This window comes from Tatumella sp. UCD-D_suzukii, from assembly GCF_000611875.2.
In the GTDB taxonomy this organism is placed as follows: domain Bacteria; phylum Pseudomonadota; class Gammaproteobacteria; order Enterobacterales; family Enterobacteriaceae; genus Tatumella; species Tatumella ptyseos.
In genome coordinates this window covers 22,621-41,671 of the sequence record NZ_JFJX01000001.1, presented here as the reverse complement: position 1 = coordinate 41,671, position 19,051 = coordinate 22,621, and the positions used below count along the sequence as shown (strand labels likewise).

General features: G+C 52.0%; 16 protein-coding genes and 1 riboswitch. Of the genes, 6 read left to right on the top strand and 10 right to left on the bottom strand.

Features of this window, described 5'->3' with window-relative positions; translation table 11 throughout:
* Positions 1-9: 9 nt before the first annotated feature.
* The 3 genes from pspG to CG67_RS00185 all read right to left on the bottom strand — a co-directional run bounded on the left by pspG (position 10) and on the right by CG67_RS00185 (position 1,739).
* On the bottom strand, positions 10-282 hold the full coding sequence (pspG, locus tag CG67_RS00195) for an envelope stress response protein PspG (protein ID WP_025900963.1): 273 nt from the start codon (positions 280-282) through the stop codon (positions 10-12).
* 199 nt (positions 283-481) lie between these two features.
* Positions 482-1,516, bottom strand: a complete 1,035-nt coding sequence (gene dusA, locus CG67_RS00190; protein WP_025900962.1) for a tRNA dihydrouridine(20/20a) synthase DusA — start codon at positions 1,514-1,516, stop codon at positions 482-484.
* On the bottom strand, positions 1,503-1,739 hold the full coding sequence (locus CG67_RS00185) for a hypothetical protein (RefSeq protein ID WP_152975017.1): 237 nt from the start codon (positions 1,737-1,739) through the stop codon (positions 1,503-1,505). Before CG67_RS00185 ends, dusA begins: the two co-directional genes overlap by 14 nt.
* Positions 1,740-1,785: 46 nt before the next feature.
* On the opposite strand from CG67_RS00185, the gene zur reads away from it, so the two are divergent.
* A complete protein-coding gene (gene zur, locus CG67_RS00180; protein WP_025900960.1) occupies positions 1,786-2,304 on the top strand; it encodes a zinc uptake transcriptional repressor Zur in 519 nt (172 codons plus the stop codon).
* 23 nt (positions 2,305-2,327) lie between these two features.
* Here zur and dinF read toward each other — a convergent pair whose 3' ends face one another.
* The 3 genes from dinF to CG67_RS00165 all read right to left on the bottom strand — a co-directional run bounded on the left by dinF (position 2,328) and on the right by CG67_RS00165 (position 4,910).
* On the bottom strand, positions 2,328-3,650 hold the full coding sequence (gene dinF / locus CG67_RS00175) for an MATE family efflux transporter DinF (RefSeq protein WP_025900959.1): 1,323 nt from the start codon (positions 3,648-3,650) through the stop codon (positions 2,328-2,330).
* A 171-nt stretch (positions 3,651-3,821) separates the two neighbouring features.
* A complete protein-coding gene (gene lexA, locus CG67_RS00170) occupies positions 3,822-4,436 on the bottom strand; it encodes a transcriptional repressor LexA (RefSeq protein ID WP_025900958.1) in 615 nt (204 codons plus the stop codon).
* A gap of 96 nt (positions 4,437-4,532) precedes the next feature.
* Positions 4,533-4,910 carry a diacylglycerol kinase gene (locus CG67_RS00165; RefSeq protein ID WP_025900957.1) on the bottom strand — a complete coding sequence of 126 codons (378 nt, stop codon included), beginning with the start codon at positions 4,908-4,910 and terminating at the stop codon, positions 4,533-4,535.
* Positions 4,911-5,019: 109 nt separating this feature from the next.
* Here CG67_RS00165 and plsB point away from each other — a divergent pair, with 109 nt between their 5' ends.
* Complete coding sequence (plsB, locus tag CG67_RS00160) at positions 5,020-7,458, top strand: glycerol-3-phosphate 1-O-acyltransferase PlsB (RefSeq protein WP_025900956.1); 2,439 nt, start codon at positions 5,020-5,022, stop codon at positions 7,456-7,458.
* A gap of 65 nt (positions 7,459-7,523) precedes the next feature.
* Here the strand turns inward: plsB and ubiA are convergent, their stop codons facing one another.
* The 3 genes from ubiA to psiE all read right to left on the bottom strand — a co-directional run bounded on the left by ubiA (position 7,524) and on the right by psiE (position 9,527).
* Positions 7,524-8,408, bottom strand: coding sequence for a 4-hydroxybenzoate octaprenyltransferase (gene ubiA, locus CG67_RS00155; protein WP_025900955.1), 885 nt, complete (start codon positions 8,406-8,408; stop codon positions 7,524-7,526).
* Positions 8,409-8,416: 8 nt separating this feature from the next.
* Complete coding sequence (ubiC, locus tag CG67_RS00150) at positions 8,417-8,944, bottom strand: chorismate lyase (protein ID WP_025900954.1); 528 nt, start codon at positions 8,942-8,944, stop codon at positions 8,417-8,419.
* 157 nt (positions 8,945-9,101) lie between these two features.
* Positions 9,102-9,527, bottom strand: coding sequence for a phosphate-starvation-inducible protein PsiE (gene psiE / locus CG67_RS00145; RefSeq protein WP_025900953.1), 426 nt, complete (start codon positions 9,525-9,527; stop codon positions 9,102-9,104).
* Between the two features lie 565 nt (positions 9,528-10,092).
* Here psiE and CG67_RS00140 point away from each other — a divergent pair.
* Complete coding sequence (locus CG67_RS00140; protein ID WP_025900952.1) at positions 10,093-12,156, top strand: YadA family autotransporter adhesin; 2,064 nt, start codon at positions 10,093-10,095, stop codon at positions 12,154-12,156.
* A gap of 358 nt (positions 12,157-12,514) precedes the next feature.
* Here CG67_RS00140 and pgi read toward each other — a convergent pair whose 3' ends face one another.
* On the bottom strand, positions 12,515-14,161 hold the full coding sequence (pgi, locus tag CG67_RS00135) for a glucose-6-phosphate isomerase (RefSeq protein WP_025900951.1): 1,647 nt from the start codon (positions 14,159-14,161) through the stop codon (positions 12,515-12,517).
* Positions 14,162-14,360: 199 nt separating this feature from the next.
* Here pgi and CG67_RS00130 point away from each other — a divergent pair, with 199 nt between their 5' ends.
* The 3 genes from CG67_RS00130 (at position 14,361) to CG67_RS00120 (ending at position 19,051) form a co-directional block, all read left to right on the top strand.
* Entirely contained in the window at positions 14,361-16,172 is a 1,812-nt protein-coding gene (locus tag CG67_RS00130; protein WP_025900950.1) for a sodium:proton antiporter, read from the top strand.
* A gap of 51 nt (positions 16,173-16,223) precedes the next feature.
* Positions 16,224-16,421: riboswitch (Lysine riboswitch) on the top strand.
* A gap of 89 nt (positions 16,422-16,510) precedes the next feature.
* Positions 16,511-17,866 (top strand): lysine-sensitive aspartokinase 3, encoded by a 1,356-nt coding sequence (gene lysC, locus CG67_RS00125; RefSeq protein WP_025900949.1) that lies wholly within the window; start codon positions 16,511-16,513, stop codon positions 17,864-17,866.
* Between the two features lie 264 nt (positions 17,867-18,130).
* On the top strand, positions 18,131-19,051 hold the full coding sequence (locus tag CG67_RS00120) for a bile acid:sodium symporter family protein (RefSeq protein WP_025900948.1): 921 nt from the start codon (positions 18,131-18,133) through the stop codon (positions 19,049-19,051).

Genomic DNA, 19,051 nt, shown 5'->3' with positions numbered 1-19,051 from the left:
TACCGCCGGTTAGCCGCGCCGGTTCATCCGGTCAATTTTAGCCATGGTCTTATCAAAGCGACGCGTGGCCGGAGGTGATGATTTCGGCGCAATAACTGTCTGATAAATCCAGGCGACCGCGACCGCCAGCAGCAACCAGGGCAGCAGCTTCATCGCCAGCAATAAGAAACCGGAGAACATCAGCAACACTGCACCGGCAAATAACGCGACCAGTACTCCGATCACTGAAACGCCGGTCAGTAACAACACCACAAAAAAACCGATAACAAATAAGACTTCCATGAGACCTCTTTCACCGCAGAATAATGCGTTAGCGATTAACGCGTCTGCTATGACAGATACAAGGATCATGCCATCCTGTTAACCGCATGAATAACAACAAAATATTGAAAATAATGTTGCTGCCGGAAGAGGTGAAAAAAACCAGGAATTGGCGTAATTCGCGGTATGGCATTGCCGGGGGCTCTCCCCGGCATACGACTTAGCGGGAGGCCACCAGTGACAGGGCCTGCTCTACCACACGGACATCGGCTCCGGCTTTATGCGCATTTTCGCTCAGGTGCCGGCGCCATTGACGGGCCCCCGGGATCCCCTGAAACAGTCCCAGCATATGGCGGGTAATGTGTCCAAGATACGTGCCCTGGCTCAGTTCTGCTTCAATATACGGGTACATTGAGCGTACGACGTCAAACGGATCCGGGCTGGCCGACGTGCTGCCGAAAATCTCATTATCCACCTGCGCGAGGATCCCCGGGTTCTGGTAGGCTTCACGCCCCATCATCACCCCGTCCACATGTTGCAGGTGAGCTTTGGCTTCTTCCAGGGTTTTGACTCCCCCGTTAATCGCCATCGTCAGGTGCGGGAAATCACGCTTTAACTGATAAACACGCGGGTAATCCAGCGGCGGAACCTCACGGTTTTCTTTCGGACTCAGGCCCGACAACCAGGCTTTACGGGCATGGATAGTGAAAGACTCGCATCCGCCCTTCTCCGCCACGGTACGGATAAAGTCGCACAGGAACGCGTAGCTGTCCTGCTCATCAATACCGATACGGGTTTTCACGGTGACCGGCACCGAAACCACATCACGCATCGCCTTAATACAGTCTGCGACTAATGCCGCTTCCCCCATCAGACAGGCTCCGAAACGACCATTCTGCACCCTGTCAGACGGACAGCCCACGTTCAGGTTGATTTCATCATAGCCCCGTTGTTCAGCCAGCCTGGCGCATTGTGCCAGAGCCGCAGGATCACTGCCTCCCAGCTGTAACGCCACCGGATGTTCCGCGTCGTTATACGCCAGGTAATCACCTTTACCATGAATGATCGCACCTGTTGTCACCATTTCAGTATACAGCAACGTTTGACCGGTCAGTTTACGGTGGAAATAACGGCAATGACGATCGGTCCAGTCGAGCATCGGCGCGACGGAAAAACGTCCGGCCGGATATTCAGGCGTTGCGGCCTGCGGTTGAGAGGTCGGGTGCGGGTAAGAGGTTTCTTTATTTTCGTGCATTTTTCTTCATATCATCAGGTAAAACAGCCCCCGTCATCACCCGGGAGTGGCAGGAAGGACTGAAAAAAGGGACAAAATCATGCGCTACTATAGCATAGAAAAACGGCAGTTCGGGGGTGACCGCAAAGCTTCCCCCCGGGCCACGAAGTAAAGGCAACCTGCAGGCAGCGAATGTCGCCCGCCGCCCTCCGCCATAGAGGATCAGCATTAACGCGCCAGCCATGCTAAGATAGCCCGTTACCGCAGATTATTCGTTGGAGAAAGCCATCATGCAACAGCAACTTCCCGCTCAGATCCTTGCCGAGGCGCAGAGCCTCTGCCTGAAACGTGGGGTACGTATGACACCCCAGCGCGCAGAAGTGTTACGTCTGATGGCCGAAGAACAAGGTGCGATCAGCGCCTATGACCTGCTGGATAAACTGCGGATCAGCGAGCCACAGGCCAAGCCACCGACAGTCTATCGTGCGCTGGATTTTCTGCTGGAACAGGGGTTTATTCACCGGGTGGCATCCAATAACAGCTATGTGGTGTGTCCGCACTTTGAACACCCGTCTCATACCTCTGTGATGCTGGTCTGCGATAACTGTGCTTCGGTGAGCGAACGTCATGCTGAAGGGGTGGAACATCTGATTGTCACCCAGGCAAAGCAGGCGGGTTTTGTTCTGCGCCACAGTGTGATTGAAGCCCATGGCTTGTGTGTGAAATGTGCAGAGATCGCGGCCTGTGATAATCAGGAGCAGTGCCAGCATGATCACAGCAGCGAAGTTAAAAAACGGGCAGGCCGCTAACTCCCCGTGAGTTCAGTGAAGGGTCAGTGATCAAACCAGGTTCCCCTGCGCTGATGTTGCTGCCAGCAGTGCCAAAGCGTGATCCCCCGCAATAGCATAAAGACACAGAGCGCCAGCCAGAGGCCGTGATTACCCAGCCAGGGAACGCTGCACAATGTCAGGCCATACCCTGCCGCGGCAATCGCCATACTGTTACGCATTTCCCGTCCGCGCGTGGCACCGATAAACAAACCATCCAGTAAATACCCGCCGACGCCTGCCAGAGGCAGAATAACCTGCCAGATCAGGTAGTGATCCGCCAGATGGCGAAGGGAAGGCAGTGAGGTCATCATCGCAATGATGTACTGCCCGGCCAGCGCATACACCAGCGAAAAGAGCAGTGCGACAATGCCTGCCTGACGGCAGGAGGCGCGCCAGACTTCATGCAGTTTTCCGGCTTCACGCGCCCCGTAGGCTTCTCCGGACACCGCCTCCACCGCATAGGCAAATCCATCCAGTGCATAGGCGGTAAACGTAAGAAACATCATCAGCAGTGCATTCACCGCAACGACCTGTGCTCCCATCCGGGCACCGATAAGAGTCAGGGAAGCAAAGCAGACCTGCAACAGTAACGTCCGCAGGAGAATATCGCGGTTCAGGCCCAGCAAACGTTTAATATCGCCACGCCAGCCCTCCAGCAGTAAACGTACCGATATCTTGCGCCGACGAAATACCTGCAACACCAGCAGAACACCGACCAGCAGCGAGACATATTCAGAGATCACTGTGGCCGCCGCTGCCCCCCGGACACCCAGATGCAGGTGCAGAACAAACCATACTTCCAGCAGAATATTGACCAGGTTACCGGCCACCAGCAGGATCACCGGAGCCCTGGCATACTGAACGCCCAGCAGCCAGCCAAGGAGCACCAGATTCGCAAAGGTCGCTGGCGCACTGAGCCAGCGCATACGGATAAACACACGAGCCTGTTCCAGCGTATCCGCATCACCGCCGATCACTCCGCTGGCCAGCTGGCTGACCGGGTCACGCACCACAATAAAGATGAGCCCGGCCACCAGACTGATGATCAGTGGCTGAGCCAGTGCCCTGGCAAGGGCGGCTGAATTTCCGGATCCCCATGCCTGAGCCGTCATCCCCGTCGTACTCATACGCAGGAAAAGCAGCAGCATAAACAGGAAGCTGGTGACCGTAGTACCGATGGCAACACCGCCCAGGTAGATAGCACTGTCCAGATGCCCGATCACCGCGGTATCCACCAGTCCCAGTAACGGAACCGTAATATTGGATAACACCATCGGTAATGCCAGTCGCCAGAGTTTTTTGTCGGTGGTATTCAAAAAGGACATGGATTTTCCTGACAGAGCACAGTGTCTCCGCCGGACGGGGAAAAGGTGACCGGCGGACGAACGCTGATAGCCGCAGAAGCAACTCAGCGTAGTGTATTAGGGTGCGGGGTCAATCTTAGCGACCGGAGTGACTCTCTGCCGGTCACCGGCTGACGGACAATCGCCCGTCAGTTACAGCCATTCTCCGTTACGAATAACACCCACGGCCAGCCCTTCCACCGTCAGGTTCTGTTCGCGGACATCCACCACAATCGGAGAAAATTCGCTGTTCTCAGGCAATAACTGTACCGTATTCCCCTGTTTTTTCCAGCGTTTCACGGTCACTTCGTCATCGATTCTGGCCACCACAACCTGCCCGTTACGGACATCCTGGGTTTTATGAACCGCCAGCAGGTCTCCGTCCAGGATACCGATATCTTTCATCGACATCCCGCTGACACGTAGCAGAAAATCAGCCCCCGGCTTAAACAGCCCGGGATCGACCTGATAGTGGCTTTCAATATGTTGCTGGGCCAGCAGAGGTTCGCCCGCAGCCACCCGGCCAATCAGAGGCAGACCTTCCGGCGTTTCTTCTTCCATCAGCAGGCGGATACCGCGTGAGGCTCCGGAGACAATCTCAATGACACCTTTACGTGCCAGGGCTTTCAGATGTTCTTCTGCCGCATTCGGGGAGCGAAAACCGAGGCGGGCAGCAATTTCCGCACGTGTCGGCGGCATACCCGTCTGTTGAATATGGTCGCGAATCAGGTCATAGACCTGCTGCTGCCTGCTGGTTAATGCTTTCATCCCGCCCCCTGGTTGTTTATACAGTCGCTGTGAGTATATACAGGTCTTTCGGAAATGAAAACCAAAAACCGTCATAAAACAAACAACTGTCGGTCATTATCCCGCCAGTGACCACCATTGCCAGAGCACACTTCCCCAGACAAACACCGCAAGCAGGATCGCCAGTAATACCGCGGCCGATCCCAGGTCTTTCGCCCGTCCGGATAAGGGGTGTATTTCCGGGCCCAGCCGATCGACCACGGCCTCTATCGCACTGTTGATAATTTCAACGATCATAATCAGCACCACCGAGCCAATCAGCAGAATACGTGAAACCGTATCCACATCCAGCCAGCCGGCAATGACGATGGCCACGATAGCCACCACGGTTTCCTGCCGGAAGGCCGCCTCATGCTGCCAGGCAGCCCGCAACCCCTGCCATGAATAGCCGCTCGCCTTCACCAGACGCCGCCATCCCGTTGTCCTTCCTGCCATTCGCCCGCTCTCCTGTTAATTTTCAATACTGCACCTGGTCACAGATCTTCTTTGCAGTTTCTGGTATGATTGCGCCGCTTTGCTATCAAAAGAGGCTCCGGATTTATCTATGTCAGGCTGGCGTAAACTTTATTATAAATTACTAAGTATTCCATTATCTTTGCTGGTAAAGAGCAAGGTGATCCCGGGTGATCCTGTGGCCGAACTCGGTCTGGACCCTACCCGCCCTATTATCTATGTATTTCCCTATGATTCCAAAGCAGATCTGCTGGCACTTCGTACCGAATGCCTGAAGCATGATCTGCCGGACCCTTTAGAACCTCTGGAAATCGACGGCAGTTTGCTACCGCGTCATGTCTTTATTCATGACGGCCCGCGGTTATTGCCTTATTTCACTCCGAACCAGGAAACCGTGAAAATTTTCCACGATTATCTGGATCTGCACAGGAATAATCCGGCGCTGGATGTTCAACTGGTGCCGGTGTCGGTAATGTTTGGCCGGGCGCCAGGCAAGGAAACTCAGGGGACGCAGACACCATTACTGCGTGAACTCAACGGATTACAGAAATTCTGTGCCATCCTCTGGCTGGGGCGGGATAGCTTTATCCGCTTCTCCCCGAAAATGTCCTTACGCCAGATGGCCGATGAACACGGTACCGACCAGTCGATTGCTCAGAAGCTTTCCCGGGTAGCTCATATTCATTTTTCCCGCCAGCGTCTGGCTGCTGTCGGTCCGCGTCTACCGGCCCGCCAGGATCTGTTCAACAAGCTGCTGCAATCCAAAGCGATTGCGAAAGCCGTTGAAGACGAGGCCCGCAGTAAGAAAATCTCTATCGAGATGGCCCGGAAAAATGCAGTAGCCATGATGGAAGAGATTGCGGCTGATTTCACCTACGAAGCTATCCGTATCACCGACCGCGTGATGGGCTGGTTGTGGAGTCGCTTGTATAAAGGGATCAATGTCAGTGGTGGCGAACGTATCCGTCAGTTAGCTCAGGACGGCCACGAGCTGGTCTATGTGCCCTGCCACCGCAGTCATATGGATTATCTGCTGCTCTCTTATGTCCTTTATCATCAGGGGCTGGTACCACCGCATATCGCGGCCGGCATCAACCTGAACTTCTGGCCTGCCGGTCCGATTTTCCGTCACCTGGGCGCGTTCTTCATCCGACGGACGTTTAAAGGCAATAAGCTCTATTCCACCGTTTTCCGTGAATATCTGGGTGAACTGTTCAGCCGTGGCTACTCGGTAGAATATTTTGTCGAAGGCGGCCGTTCCCGTACCGGGCGTCTGCTCGACCCGAAAACCGGCACACTGACGATGACACTGCAGGCGATGTTACGCGGAGGGAATCGTCCTATCACACTGGTACCTATCTATATTGGTTACGAGCATGTGATGGAAGTGGCCACTTACGCCAAAGAACTGCGCGGTGCGACCAAAGAGAAAGAGAGTCTGCTGCAGATGCTGCGCGGGCTACGCAAGCTGCGTAACCTGGGTCAGGGCTATGTGAACTTCGGCGAACCACTGCCGCTGGTCAATTACCTGAATACCCATGTCCCGGAATGGCGTGATTCTATCGACCCGATAGAATCACAGCGTCCGGCATGGATGACCCCGGTCGTCAATGATGTCGCACAGCAGATTATGGTCCGTATCAATAACGCCGGTGCTGCCAATGCCATGAACCTGTGTGTGACGGCATTACTGGCGTCACCACAGCGTTCCCTGACACGCGAACAATTGCTTGATCAACTGAGGTGTTATACCGGTTTATTGCGTAATGTTCCGTACTCTGAAGGCAGTACTGTGCCGGATATGAGCGTTGAAGACCTGCTTGACCATGCGATGAGCATGAATAAGTTCACCACCGAACAGGATAATATTGGCGACATTATTATTCTGCCGAAAGAGCAGGCGGTGCTGATGACCTACTACCGCAATAACATTCTGCACCTGCTGGTGATGCCATCCCTGATTGCTGCCATTATTCAGCAACACGGCACGCTGCATAAAGAAGAGTTATTGCGTCAGGTCTCCCTGATTTATCCGATGCTCAGGAGTGAATTATTCCTTCGCTGGGATAAAGAGCAGTTACCGGAAGTGCTGGACCGCCTGTGCGGAGAGCTGGTGAACCAGTCACTGATCACTCAGGACGGTGAACACTATTCTGTTCAGCCGGCACGCCATCGGGTGCTCGGCTTACTGGCCGCAGGGGTACGGGAGACGCTGCAACGCTACGCGATCACCTTTGCGATCCTCAATGCCAAACCGACGATTAACCGCGGAACGCTTGAGAAAGAAAGCCGTACTCTGGCACAACGTTTATCCGTACTTCACGGGATAAATGCGCCGGAGTTCTTCGACAAGGCAGTATTCACGGGGTTAGTACTCACTCTGCGTGATGAAGGCTATATCCGTGATAAAGATGATGCGGAACCGGAGAAAACCCGGGGAATGCGTCAGATATTGCTGGATCTGACGACCCGCGATGTTCGCCAGACGATTGAGAATGCTATTGAGTCTGAGGCGGAACCTTCAGCCTGATCCCTGTCCACTAAAAAAGGGCGTTCCTGAGGAACGCCCTTTTTTTTACCGCCAGACGATGACGCTTACATCAGATTAATAAAAGGCAGTGTGCTGAGTACCACACCGACAAAAATCACCAGTCCGACATAATTGTTATTCAGGAAGGCGCGGAAACAGGCCTGACGCTCCCGACCGATAGCCAGACGTTGCTGATAGATAAAGAAGCCAGCGGCGACCAGTAACGACAGATAATAGCAGCCATTCAGGTGCAATAACCGACCCGTCACGGCCAGCAGCGCCAGAGTCGCCACCTGCAGCCCGCCAATAATCAGGCAATCATATTTCCCGAACAGGATCGCGGTCGACTTCACCCCGATTTTAAGGTCATCATCGCGATCCACCATGGCATAGAAGGTATCGTAGGCCACTGTCCAGCAAACATTCGCCAGGAATACCAGCCAGCAGGAAAGAGGTAAGTCCCCACTCACTGCCATCCATGCCATCGGGATGGCCCAGCCAAAAGCCGCCCCCAGCACCACCTGCGGCAGATGGGTGTAGCGTTTCATAAAAGGATAAGCACTGGCCAGCAGGATGCCGCCCACCGAAAGCAGGATGGTCATACCACTCATGGTAAGCACCAACAGAAATGCCACCAGTACCAGTGCCACAAACAGACCTTTCGCTTCACGTTCGCTGATAAGCCCGGCAGGTAACGGGCGCTGACGCGTACGCTCTACATGGCCATCGACTTTCCGGTCAGCATAATCATTGATCACGCAACCTGCGGCACGCATCACAATCACGCCCAGCACAAAGACGACCAGAACCTTAAAAGGAGGCAATGTCCTTCCCGAGAGCCACAAAGCCCAGAGCGTCGGCCAGAGCAGCAACAGTGTTCCTATGGGTTTATCGATACGCATCAGGCGCTGATAGGCCTGGAATTTGGTGAGTTTTATGGTGTCCTGCACGGGGTTTGTTATCCTTTCGCCCGGGGTGTATACGGTGGTGAATGTGGTAAAAACATTTCTGTGAGTATCAGAGGTTTGCCTGAGAGCCGTAACAATGAATACCGTCCCCGGAGAGAGCCGCTGTACCCCGGGACAATAAAATCCCGGCTCAGTAAGGGAGAGGAAAACAGGTAACGTCCCAGCGGGGACTCACCAAGACTCATCAGGGATTTTTCCGGCCCGCTCAGGGTATCTTCCGGTAAAATAGTTCGCCCGGCCAGCCAGGGATGACCATCTCCGTACAGAATCACTTCGCGTAACCAGAATCGGGTCTCGTTATCAAAACCGGAATACCCGGATTCATGTCCGAGTAACGCCTGCCTGCCGACAAAACCTTCTCTGACCACTTTCACCGTCAGTTCGCGACAATAACGTTCCAGACGGACTGTCATCGACGTTTCTTCTGACAGCCAGTCAGATAACTCAGGAGTGAGTTTCGGAGAAGACAGCGGTAGCCACTGCAACTGATACAGCTTGCGCAATTCCTGTGCAGACATTGTTACTCTCAGAAAACCGGTTAATAACCCTCTGCGCTGCCGGAAATAAACACAGCGCATGTCAGGGCTGAACTATACCAGACTCATGCGAATGAAGCAGGGTGTTCTGTGTAAAGCCCCGGAAGTCCGGCCTGCCGGGGCGACAGGACGAACCGGCTTATTCCCGCTTCAGCCGTTTCGTATTGGCCAGCCATAAGGTAGCGACCAGAATCAGGATCGAACCGGAGTAGAATAACGTATCCAGCGGATCTTTATGGTCAACAATGATTAAACGAATGATGGCGGTGATGCCGATATAAATAAAATAGCGCAGCGGAAAATGGAAGCCTGACTGGAAATATTTCACGATCAGCGCAATAAACTCGAAGTACAGGAAGTAAATCACGATGCCTTCAATCAGCAGATACGAGGATGACTCTTCTCCCGTATGAAACAGCACATTGGCCAGGTGCAATGTTTCTTTGCCTAAGAAAATCGCCAGAATAACGGCCAGAATAATCAGACCAATATTTAATACCCACTGCAATACTGCAGCAATCAGGCTAGCCACGGTGGATTTAACGACCTTATTTGTGCTTTCCATTCTGTCCTCTGAATACCGTACTCCGGAGAGTGCATAATGCGACAACTGATAGTGATACCAGGCAGCTTATACTATTTCATTTCATTGTATTATTTATATCTTCTATCACCAAACTCTCCTCTCTGACCCTGTCGGATTGTGATGCTCTTTTCAATATCATATCAGTTAAAGAATCTTATCTGTGAAATCAGAGATTATCCTAAGCCAGGAGCATGAGCATGCCTGTAACGCAGTGAAGGTGCTTAATTAACTATTCGTAAAACAAGAAATTTCGTGGACGCCCTCGCACATACATTAAATATAATTATGCAAAAAAAATCACCAAAAACAACAAACACCTATCAATGACAGGAATTTAATAGGCCAAGCCAATTGTTAAATTGTTTTTATTTTGTTACATTCCTCCTGAAAAAATTAGCACCAATAATCAATAAAAATCTAAAAACTAAAATTTCACACTCAATGATGATGAGGGCATACCGGGTTATTTCTTAGCTTCCCATGTGATGCCGCTCATCTATTTTATTTCACTACGACCTTCGTTTGGTCATAACCGGATTATCTTATGTATAAGAAAAATAAGTTATCACTGCTTGTTCTTAGCCTTTTATCTTTCTCTATGAATGTTGCCTATGCAGATAGCACAGGCAATACGGCTACCGGAGATTCCAGCGTAGCCAATGGCACTAACAGCACTGCAACCGGACAAAATAGTAACGCGACCGGATACTCCAGCACCGCCACAGGGCAATCGAGTACAGCCAGTGGTTCAAGCAGTACTGCAACCGGTCAGGCAAGCTCAGCCACTGGACAGTCAAGTACAGCGACAGGACAGGCAAGTACTGCAAGTGGCCTTAACAGCGTAGCTATGGGTAATAAGAGCAATGCATCCGGCGACAATAGCCTTGCGACCGGATATGCGAGTAAAGCGACATCGCAGGGAAGTACCGCTACAGGTGCCAGCAGTATCGCTAGCGGGACAAATAGCACAGCCACCGGTGCTGCATCGTCTGCTACCGCAAATAATGCGGTTGCAAACGGTTTCAGAGCCAATGCAACAGGATCCCAGGCGACTGCGATTGGTTCCAACTCGACGGCCAGCACGACAAGCTCCACTGCTATTGGTTCCGGGAGTACCGCCAGTGCAGCTCAATCGGTCGCATTAGGTTCAAATTCAGTGGCTGATCGTGCTAATACGGTATCTGTGGGTAGCTCGGGGAGTGAACGTCAGGTTACCAATGTCGCTGCGGGGACTGCAGATACTGATGCTGTGAATGTCACTCAGTTAAATGAAAAGGCTGCCAGCACGTTAAGCGCAGCGAATTCCTATACTGATAGCTCCGCAGAAAAAACGTTAAGCGCGGCCAATACCTACACGGATAGCTCCGCAGAAAAAACGCTGAGCGCGGCCAATACGTACACAGATAATTCAGCCAAAAATACGCTGGACTCTGCTAATACGTACACAGATAACTCAGCGAAAAGTACCCTGAGTTCTGCCAATACGTACACGGATAACTCAGCGAAAAGTACCCTGAGCTCTGCCAATACGTACACAGACAGCTCAGCCAAAAACACGCTGAACTCTGCCAATACGTACACAGACAGTTCAGCCAAAAATACGCTGGACTCTGCCAATACGTACACAGACAGTTCAGCCAAAAACACGCTGAACTCTGCCAATACGTACACAGACAGTTCAGCCAAAAATACGCTGGACTCTGCCAATACGTACACAGACAGTTCAGCCAAAAACACGCTGAACTCTGCCAATACGTACACAGACAGTTCAGCCAAAAACACGCTGAACTCTGCCAATACGTACACAGATAATTCAGCCAAAAATACGCTGGACTCTGCCAATACGTACACAGATAACTCAGCCAAAAGTACCCTGAACTCTGCCAATACGTACACAGATAATTCAGCCAAAAATACGCTGGACTCTGCCAATACGTACACAGATAATTCAGCGAAAAGTACCCTGAACTCGGCTAATACGTACACGGATAACTCAGCCAAAAGTACCCTGAACTCGGCTAATACGTACACGGATAACTCAGCGAAAAATACCCTGAAGTCCGCCAATACGTACACAGACAGCTCGGCGAAAAGTACCCTGAGCTCGGCCAATACGTACACAGATAACTCAGCCAAAAATACGCTGAAATCGGCCAATACGTACACGGATAACTCAGCGAAAAGTACCCTGAACTCGGCTAATACGTACACGGATAACTCAGCCAAAAGCACTCTGAAATCCGCTAATGAGTACACGGATAATACAGCTGATAAAACACTGAATTCGGCTAATACTTATACGAACAGCCAGATTTCTTCAGTAAATTCACAAAATAATGAGAATTTTAAAAGGTTAAATAACGAAATTAATAAGACTAATAATCGATTAAATGCTGGTATTGCCGGAGTAACCGCAATTGCGTCTATTCCTTATCTGAATAACTATCACGTATCGTATGGTGTTGGTGCAGGTACTTACAGTAACGGACAGGCTATTGCCGGGGGTGTTCAGGTGAGAACCTCAGAAAGAACTGCGGTCAGAGTGAATATGTCCCTGGACTCATCTCATAACAGCGCGCTTGGTGTTGGCTTTGCAGGGGGGTGGTAAGTCACCGTCCTTGTAAGAGATAGTCTGACAGGATATATCAGAACACCTGCCTTACCTGGCAGGAATTGATCGGCAGATATAAAGAACCGTCCATATCGGACGGTTCTTTTACAACGATGATACGTCAATCTTACCTGCTGATGATTGGCTGTATGAGCGAAATCCTGAGAGATTCCGTCCCGCCGCTTGCCCCGTCACACGACAAAGTCACTCATCATTACATAGCCATAAAAATTTTCGGTCAGCGAGAATCATTACTGCGATAGAGTAATTAATATCACAATAATGAATCCGCGGCACGGCCGCAGGAACAAAAAAAGCGGCCCTGCGGCCGCTTCCTGTTTCGCATCTGCGTCACTTAACGCCAGTTTTTATAACGATTAATCAGGCCATTGGTCGAACTGTCATGACTGGTGACATCTTCGTTTCCGCTCAGTTCAGGCAGAATACGGTTCGCCAGTTGCTTACCAAGTTCCACACCCCACTGATCAAAACTGAAAATGTTCAGGATAGCGCCCTGAGTGAAGATCTTATGTTCATACAGCGCAATCAGCGCTCCCAGTGAATACGGGGTAATTTCACGCAGCAGCAGGGAGTTCGTCGGGCGGTTACCTTCAAATACTTTAAACGGCACGATATGGGCCACGTCCTGAGGCGCTTTACCGGCATCGGCGAACTCTTTTTCTACCTCATCACGGGATTTCCCGAAGGCCAGAGCTTCCGTCTGCGCAAAGAAGTTAGACAGTAATTTCGGGTGGTGATCGCTTAACGCATTATGGCTCACCGCCGGGGCGATAAAGTCACAAGGGATAGTCTTTGTCCCCTGATGGATCAGCTGATAAAACGCATGCTGGCCGTTGGTGCCTGGTTCACCCCAGATAATCGGTCCTGTCTGGTAATCTACCGCATGACCTTCACGGTCAACGTACTTACCGTTAGATTCCATATTCCCCTGCTGGAAGTAGGCCGCAAAACGGTGCATATACTGATCATAAGGCAGAATCGCTTCGGTTTCGGTACCAAAGAAATTGTTATACCAGATACCGATCAGTGCCAGCAGCACAGGGATATTCTTTTCTGCCGGGGTTTCTGCAAAGTGCTTATCCATCGCATGGGCACCTGCCAGCAGTTTTTCAAAGTTGTCATAGCCGACAGACAGGACAATCGACAGACCAATCGCCGACCACAGTGAATAACGACCGCCGACCCAGTCCCAGAACTCAAACATGTTAGCGGTATCGATACCGAATTCACCGACCGACTTGGCGTTAGTCGACAGCGCTGCAAAGTGGCTGGCGACATGCTTTTCATCCCCGGCACTGGCCAGGAACCAGTCACGGGCACTGTGCGCGTTGGTCATGGTTTCCTGAGTGGTAAAGGTTTTTGACGCCACCAGGAATAACGTTGTCTCAGGGTTCAGCGTTTTCAGGGTCTCCGCAATGTGCGTACCATCGACATTGGAGACAAAATGCATGTTGAGATGGTTTTTGTAAGGACGCAGTGCCTCTGTGACCATCAGTGGCCCCAGGTCGGACCCGCCGATACCAATGTTCACCACATCCGTGATCGCCTTACCGGTGTAACCTTTCCACTCTCCGCTGATAATGCGTTCAGAGAAGCTTTTCATTTTTGCCAATACCGCGTTGACTTCCGGCATCACATCTTTGCCATCCAGCAGGATTGGCGTATTACTGCGATTACGCAATGCGATGTGCAGAACGGCGCGATCTTCGGTGCGGTTAATTTTTTCGGCCGCAAACATGGCGGCAATCGCGCCATCCAGGTCAGTTTCTTTTGCCAGCGCCAGTAATTTGTCCAGCGTTTCGCCGGTGATACGGTTTTTTGAATAGTCCACCAGCAGCTGATCATCGAACGTGGCGGAAAATTTTGAGAAACGTTGCGGGTCACGGGCAAACAAATCAGCAATACTCACCGCTTTCATGTCAGAGAAATGCTGTTGTAACGCCTTCCATGCATCAGTTTGTGTCGGATTGATATTTTTCATAACAACACTCTTATTGATTAATGAATTCAGAATCTGGCTTTGACAACGCTTCACTTGTGCCAGGCTGACCCTGGCCATACATTGCCACAAAGTGAAGCTATGATTAAACAGAAACCCCGACGTCGCTTGCATTTACCAGCCAGCACGACGGATGATTACCCCCAGTATGACGACTCTTGCTGTTGAAAGGAAAACGTTTATGGCGTTATCGCCCCCGCTATTATTGGTTATTATAGGTCTCAGTTCACTGGCAGCCCAATGGCTGGCATGGTTACTGCGACTTCCCGCCATTCTGCCGTTACTGATTTTCGGGGTCCTGCTCGGGCCTGCGACTCATATACTACAACCGGATTTACTGTTCGGTAATTTGTTATTTCCCTTAGTATCACTATCAGTGGCCATCATTTTGTTCGAAGGTGCGCTAACCCTGAGGTTCAGTGAAATTCGCGGGCTGGGCGGCGTGGTACGCAACCTGGTGACCGTCGGTATGCTGATTACCTTTCTGGTCATCAGTATCGCCTGCCATCTGCTGTTGCACTTTTCGGCCGAATTGTCTGCACTGGTCGGGGCCGTTACGGTCGTGACCGGTCCGACCGTTATCGCCCCGTTAATGCGGGTGGTGCGGCCGAAGAATACCATCAATCAGGTGTTGCGCTGGGAGGGGATTATTATCGACCCGGTCGGGGCGATTTTTACCCTGCTGGTGTTTGAATTTATTGTGCTGCATCAGCAGGCTGGATCCTATTCACACCTGTTCATGACACTCGGAAAAACGGCAGGTGTCGGGTTAATCGCCGGCATTGTTGCCGGGTGGATCGTCGGTCTGGCACTGCGTAAAGTCTGGCTGCCTGGCTACCTGCAGAACTTTGCCGTACTGGCTATGATGCTGGGTGCCTTTGGTTTATCGAATGCCCTGGCGGATGAATCCGGCCTGCTCACGGTCACCGTGATGGGGATCTGGCTGGCCAATATGCGTGATGTCGACCTGACGGACATTATTGAGTTTAAAGAACAGCTTTCTGCCCTGCTGATTTCCGGGTTATTTATCATCCTGGCGGCTCGTCTGGATATCCATGCCTTAACCGGCATGGGCTGGCCGTTAGTCGGTGTGCTGCTGATAGTACAGTTTGTTGCACGACCACTCTGTATTACCGCCTCAACGACCGGTTCTTCTCTGAGCTGGCGCGACCGGTTATTGCTGTGCTGGATTGCCCCCCGCGGTATTGTCGCCGCAGCCGTCAGTTCGTTATTTGCGCTGACCCTGGCCAAAAATGGCTATCCCGGTGCAGATCGCTTAGTCACGGTCGTTTTTGCCATCATTATTGGTACCGTGGTGCTACAGAGTCTGACCAGTCTGCCGATCGCCCGCTGGCTACAGGTGCAGAAAAAACAGCCGCGGGGCGTGCTGATCATCGGGGCAAACAGTGTTGCCCGTGCTCTGGCACAGGCGTTACAGAAACAGGGGTTAGCGGTACAACTGACCGATAATGGCTGGGAAAATTATCGTCAGGCGCGGATGGATGGCCTGACGGCTTACTATGGCTATGCCTGGTCAGAACATGCGGAAAACTATCTGGACCTGAACATGACGTCACGGGTACTGGCCATGTCGTCAAACCGGCACCAGAATGCGCTGGCGGTCTATCATTTCAGTCACATTCTCGGTAAAGACAAGGTCTCTGCCGTGCGTTCAGGTAATACCCAGAGTGTCCGTGGTAAGCATGACAGGGAAAGCAGCCGCTTCCGCCGACAGGAAACCCTGTTCAGTCCGGAGTATACCTTTGGCCATCTCAGCCGCTTAATTTCTGCCGGAGCGACGATAAAAGCGACCCGACTGAATGAAAACTTCGGCTGGGAGGATTATCTCAATAAAAATCATGGGGTTATTCCCTTATTCAGCCTGAATGAAGAGAAAAAGCTGACGCCGATAGGCACGGGTCAACCGCCGGAGCTGCCTTGCACGCTGATTGCATTGGTAAAAAATGAGGAGATTCAGGCCGATAGCCGTTGACAGTCAGCCCATTACACGATATTTCTAAAGAAGTTCTTACGTATTGATGCGTAGACCAGAAGAGGCGCGCCGCCCAGGCAGTATGTCAGAGGATCCGTATCCGGTGACGGCATATCAGGGGGAGCGGCGCCGAGGCAACAAACATGCGGAGTGTTTGTTATGCCGACCACAGGGGCTGAATCCTCTGGGTTGTCACCGTAGCGTAGCGTTCGTGATGAATGTTTCACAAGGTGGGGCGCTTCTGGCTGACTCGTTGTTTAATGCTGCACCGGTCTGCCTGTATCCGCTCACCCTTGTGTCAAGCCTGAATTAAGACCCTGACTCGAGGTTGTATTTGCATGTCCCAATCCGCATTAATCGTTGCTAAATTTGGCGGAACCAGCGTTGCTGATTATGAAGCAATGAATCGTAGCGCTGATATTGTCCTGTCCCGGCCCGACGTAAAAGTTGTCGTTCTTTCAGCTTCTGCCGGCGTCACTAACCTGCTGGTTTCTCTGGCCGAAGGCCAACCTGACGACGAACGTCAGCATTTACTGAAAAACCTCGGTCAAATACAGTATGCCATTGCCAATCGCCTGCGATCGGCCGCAGTGATCCACACTGAAATCGAACGTATCATTGAAAATGTCGCTTTGCTGGCGGCAAAAGCCACCCACTCCCCTTGTGCAGAACTGACCGATGAAATAGTCAGTCACGGCGAGTTACTGTCCACCCTGCTGTTTACCGAAATTTTACGCGAGCGCGATGTGCCCGCGCAGTGGTTTGATGTCCGCAAGGTCATGAAAACCAATAATCATTTCGGGCGTGCCGAACCCAATATTGCCACACTGGCGGAGCTTGCTCAGTCCCTGCTCGTGCCCCTGGTCAATGATTCTCTGGTGATAACCCAGGGCTTTATTGGCTGTGAAGAAAACGGCCTGACGACGACCCTCGGCCGGGGCGGCAGTGATTATACCGCCGCATTACTCGGTGAAGCCTTACAGGCACGCCGCATCGATATCTGGACGGATGTGCCCGGAATTTATACCACCGACCCCCGCATCGTGCCTGAGGCCGTGCGTATCGATGAAATTACCTTTGAAGAAGCCGCTGAAATGGCGACGTTCGGCGCAAAAGTGCTGCATCCGGCCACGCTGATCCCGGCAGTACGCAATGATATTCCGGTCTTCGTCGGGTCAAGTAAAACCCCGGAAGCCGGCGGAACGCTGGTCGATAACCAGACACGGCATCAGCCTCAGTTCCGGGCCGTGACGTTACGCCGCAGCCAGACGCTGTTAACCCTTCACAGCCTGAATATGCTGCATGCGCGGGGTTTTCTCGCCGAGGTGTTTGCCATTCTGGCCCGTCATAATATTTCGGTCGACCTGATCACGACTTCCGAAGTCAGTGTGGCATTAACGCTGGATACGACCGGTTCTACCTCGTCTAAAGGCAGTCTGCTGACCCAGGGATTACTCACTGAGCTTTCATCACTCTGTCGTGTGGAAGTCGAGGAAAACCTGTCTCTGGTAGCCCTGATAGGCAACCACCTGGCAGAAGCCACCGGAATGGGTAAAGAGGTATTCGGCGTTCTGGATCCGTTCAGCCTGCGCCTGATTTGCTATGGTGCCAGCAGCCATAACTTGTGTTTCCTGATCCCGTCGGACGAAGCAGAAGACGTCGTTCGTACCCTGCATAAACATCTTTTCGGCTAAGCCGCCGACGGACGGACAGCAATGATCCACTGCAGTCTGTCCGTCTTCCCTTAAGACAGGCTATTCCTGCCCTGAATGGCCTGATAATCCTCTGGTTTTCCTGTTTTTCAAAGCACATCCGGCGAAGTTCTGTGATGTCCCTGTTGCATTCAGATCGAAATGTTATGATAAATTTTGCCTTCCTGAATGCACCCGGAGGCATTTTTCTGTGGCAATCCTGCTCATGATAAAAAAGTAACGTTAAAATTATAAGGACTCCCGGCTATGCTCGCCAACATCACCCGTCTGTTCCCCCTCTGGGCTATTCTGCTTTCTGTGGTGGCTTATTTTTCACCCGGCCTGTTTCTGCCTATCGGTCCCTGGGTCAGTGAATTACTGATGCTGATTATGTTCGCCATGGGTGTGACGCTGAGTATTGATGACTTTAAGCGTGTGATCACCCGCCCGGCCCCCGTACTGGCCGGCACATTTTTACACTATTTTGTGATGCCACTGGCGGCCTGGGGGCTGGCGAAGCTGTTCCATATGCCCCCGGATCTGGCGGCAGGGATGATCCTGGTCGGCAGTGTGGCCAGTGGTACGGCGTCTAATGTCATGATTTATCTTGCCAAAGGCGATGTGGCACTCTCGGTGACCATTTCGTCTGTTTCCGCCCTGGTCGGTGTCGTAGCGACTCCGCTGCTGACCCGGCTGTATGTGGATACACATATTCAGGTCGATATTGCCGGCATGCTCTGGAGCATTATAGAAATCGTTCTGATCCCGATTGGCCTGGGCCTGATAGTGCATCACAGCGCGACGCGCCTGGTAAAGAAAGCAGAGCCTTATCTGCCCGCGTTTTCGATGGTCTGTATTCTGCTGATCATCAGTGCCGTGGTGGCAGGCAGCCGGGCGTTTATCGGCTCTGTGGGATTGGTGGTGATTGCCGCCGTGATCCTGCATAACGCCATTGGTCTGCTGGGAGGATATTTCGGCGGTAAGCTGTTCGGATTTGATGAATCGACCTGCAGGACGCTGGCACTGGAAGTGGGTATGCAGAATTCAGGACTGGCGGCGACCCTGGGCAAACTCTATTTCACCCCGGTCGCCGCATTACCCGGCGCTTTATTTTCCGTCTGGCATAACTTTTCCGGCTCTTTACTGTCGGGTTACTGGTCAGGCAAACCGATTACACGCAAAGACTAA

Bases quoted from the DNA above. Each gene is read 5' to 3' on its own strand.
- pspG (WP_025900963.1), bottom strand. From the start codon at position 282: ATGGAAGTCTTATTTGTTATCGGTTTTTTTGTGGTGTTGTTACTGACC.
- dusA (WP_025900962.1), bottom strand. From the start codon at position 1,516: ATGCACGAAAATAAAGAAACCTCTTACCCGCACCCGACCTCTCAACCG.
- CG67_RS00185 (WP_152975017.1), bottom strand. From the start codon at position 1,739: ATGGCTGGCGCGTTAATGCTGATCCTCTATGGCGGAGGGCGGCGGGCG.
- zur (WP_025900960.1), top strand. From the start codon at position 1,786: ATGCAACAGCAACTTCCCGCTCAGATCCTTGCCGAGGCGCAGAGCCTC.
- dinF (WP_025900959.1), bottom strand. From the start codon at position 3,650: ATGTCCTTTTTGAATACCACCGACAAAAAACTCTGGCGACTGGCATTA.
- lexA (WP_025900958.1), bottom strand. From the start codon at position 4,436: ATGAAAGCATTAACCAGCAGGCAGCAGCAGGTCTATGACCTGATTCGC.
- CG67_RS00165 (WP_025900957.1), bottom strand. From the start codon at position 4,910: ATGGCAGGAAGGACAACGGGATGGCGGCGTCTGGTGAAGGCGAGCGGC.
- plsB (WP_025900956.1), top strand. From the start codon at position 5,020: ATGTCAGGCTGGCGTAAACTTTATTATAAATTACTAAGTATTCCATTA.
- ubiC (WP_025900954.1), bottom strand. From the start codon at position 8,944: ATGTCTGCACAGGAATTGCGCAAGCTGTATCAGTTGCAGTGGCTACCG.
- psiE (WP_025900953.1), bottom strand. From the start codon at position 9,527: ATGGAAAGCACAAATAAGGTCGTTAAATCCACCGTGGCTAGCCTGATT.
- CG67_RS00140 (WP_025900952.1), top strand. From the start codon at position 10,093: ATGTATAAGAAAAATAAGTTATCACTGCTTGTTCTTAGCCTTTTATCT.
- pgi (WP_025900951.1), bottom strand. From the start codon at position 14,161: ATGAAAAATATCAATCCGACACAAACTGATGCATGGAAGGCGTTACAA.
- CG67_RS00130 (WP_025900950.1), top strand. From the start codon at position 14,361: ATGGCGTTATCGCCCCCGCTATTATTGGTTATTATAGGTCTCAGTTCA.
- lysC (WP_025900949.1), top strand. From the start codon at position 16,511: ATGTCCCAATCCGCATTAATCGTTGCTAAATTTGGCGGAACCAGCGTT.
- CG67_RS00120 (WP_025900948.1), top strand. From the start codon at position 18,131: ATGCTCGCCAACATCACCCGTCTGTTCCCCCTCTGGGCTATTCTGCTT.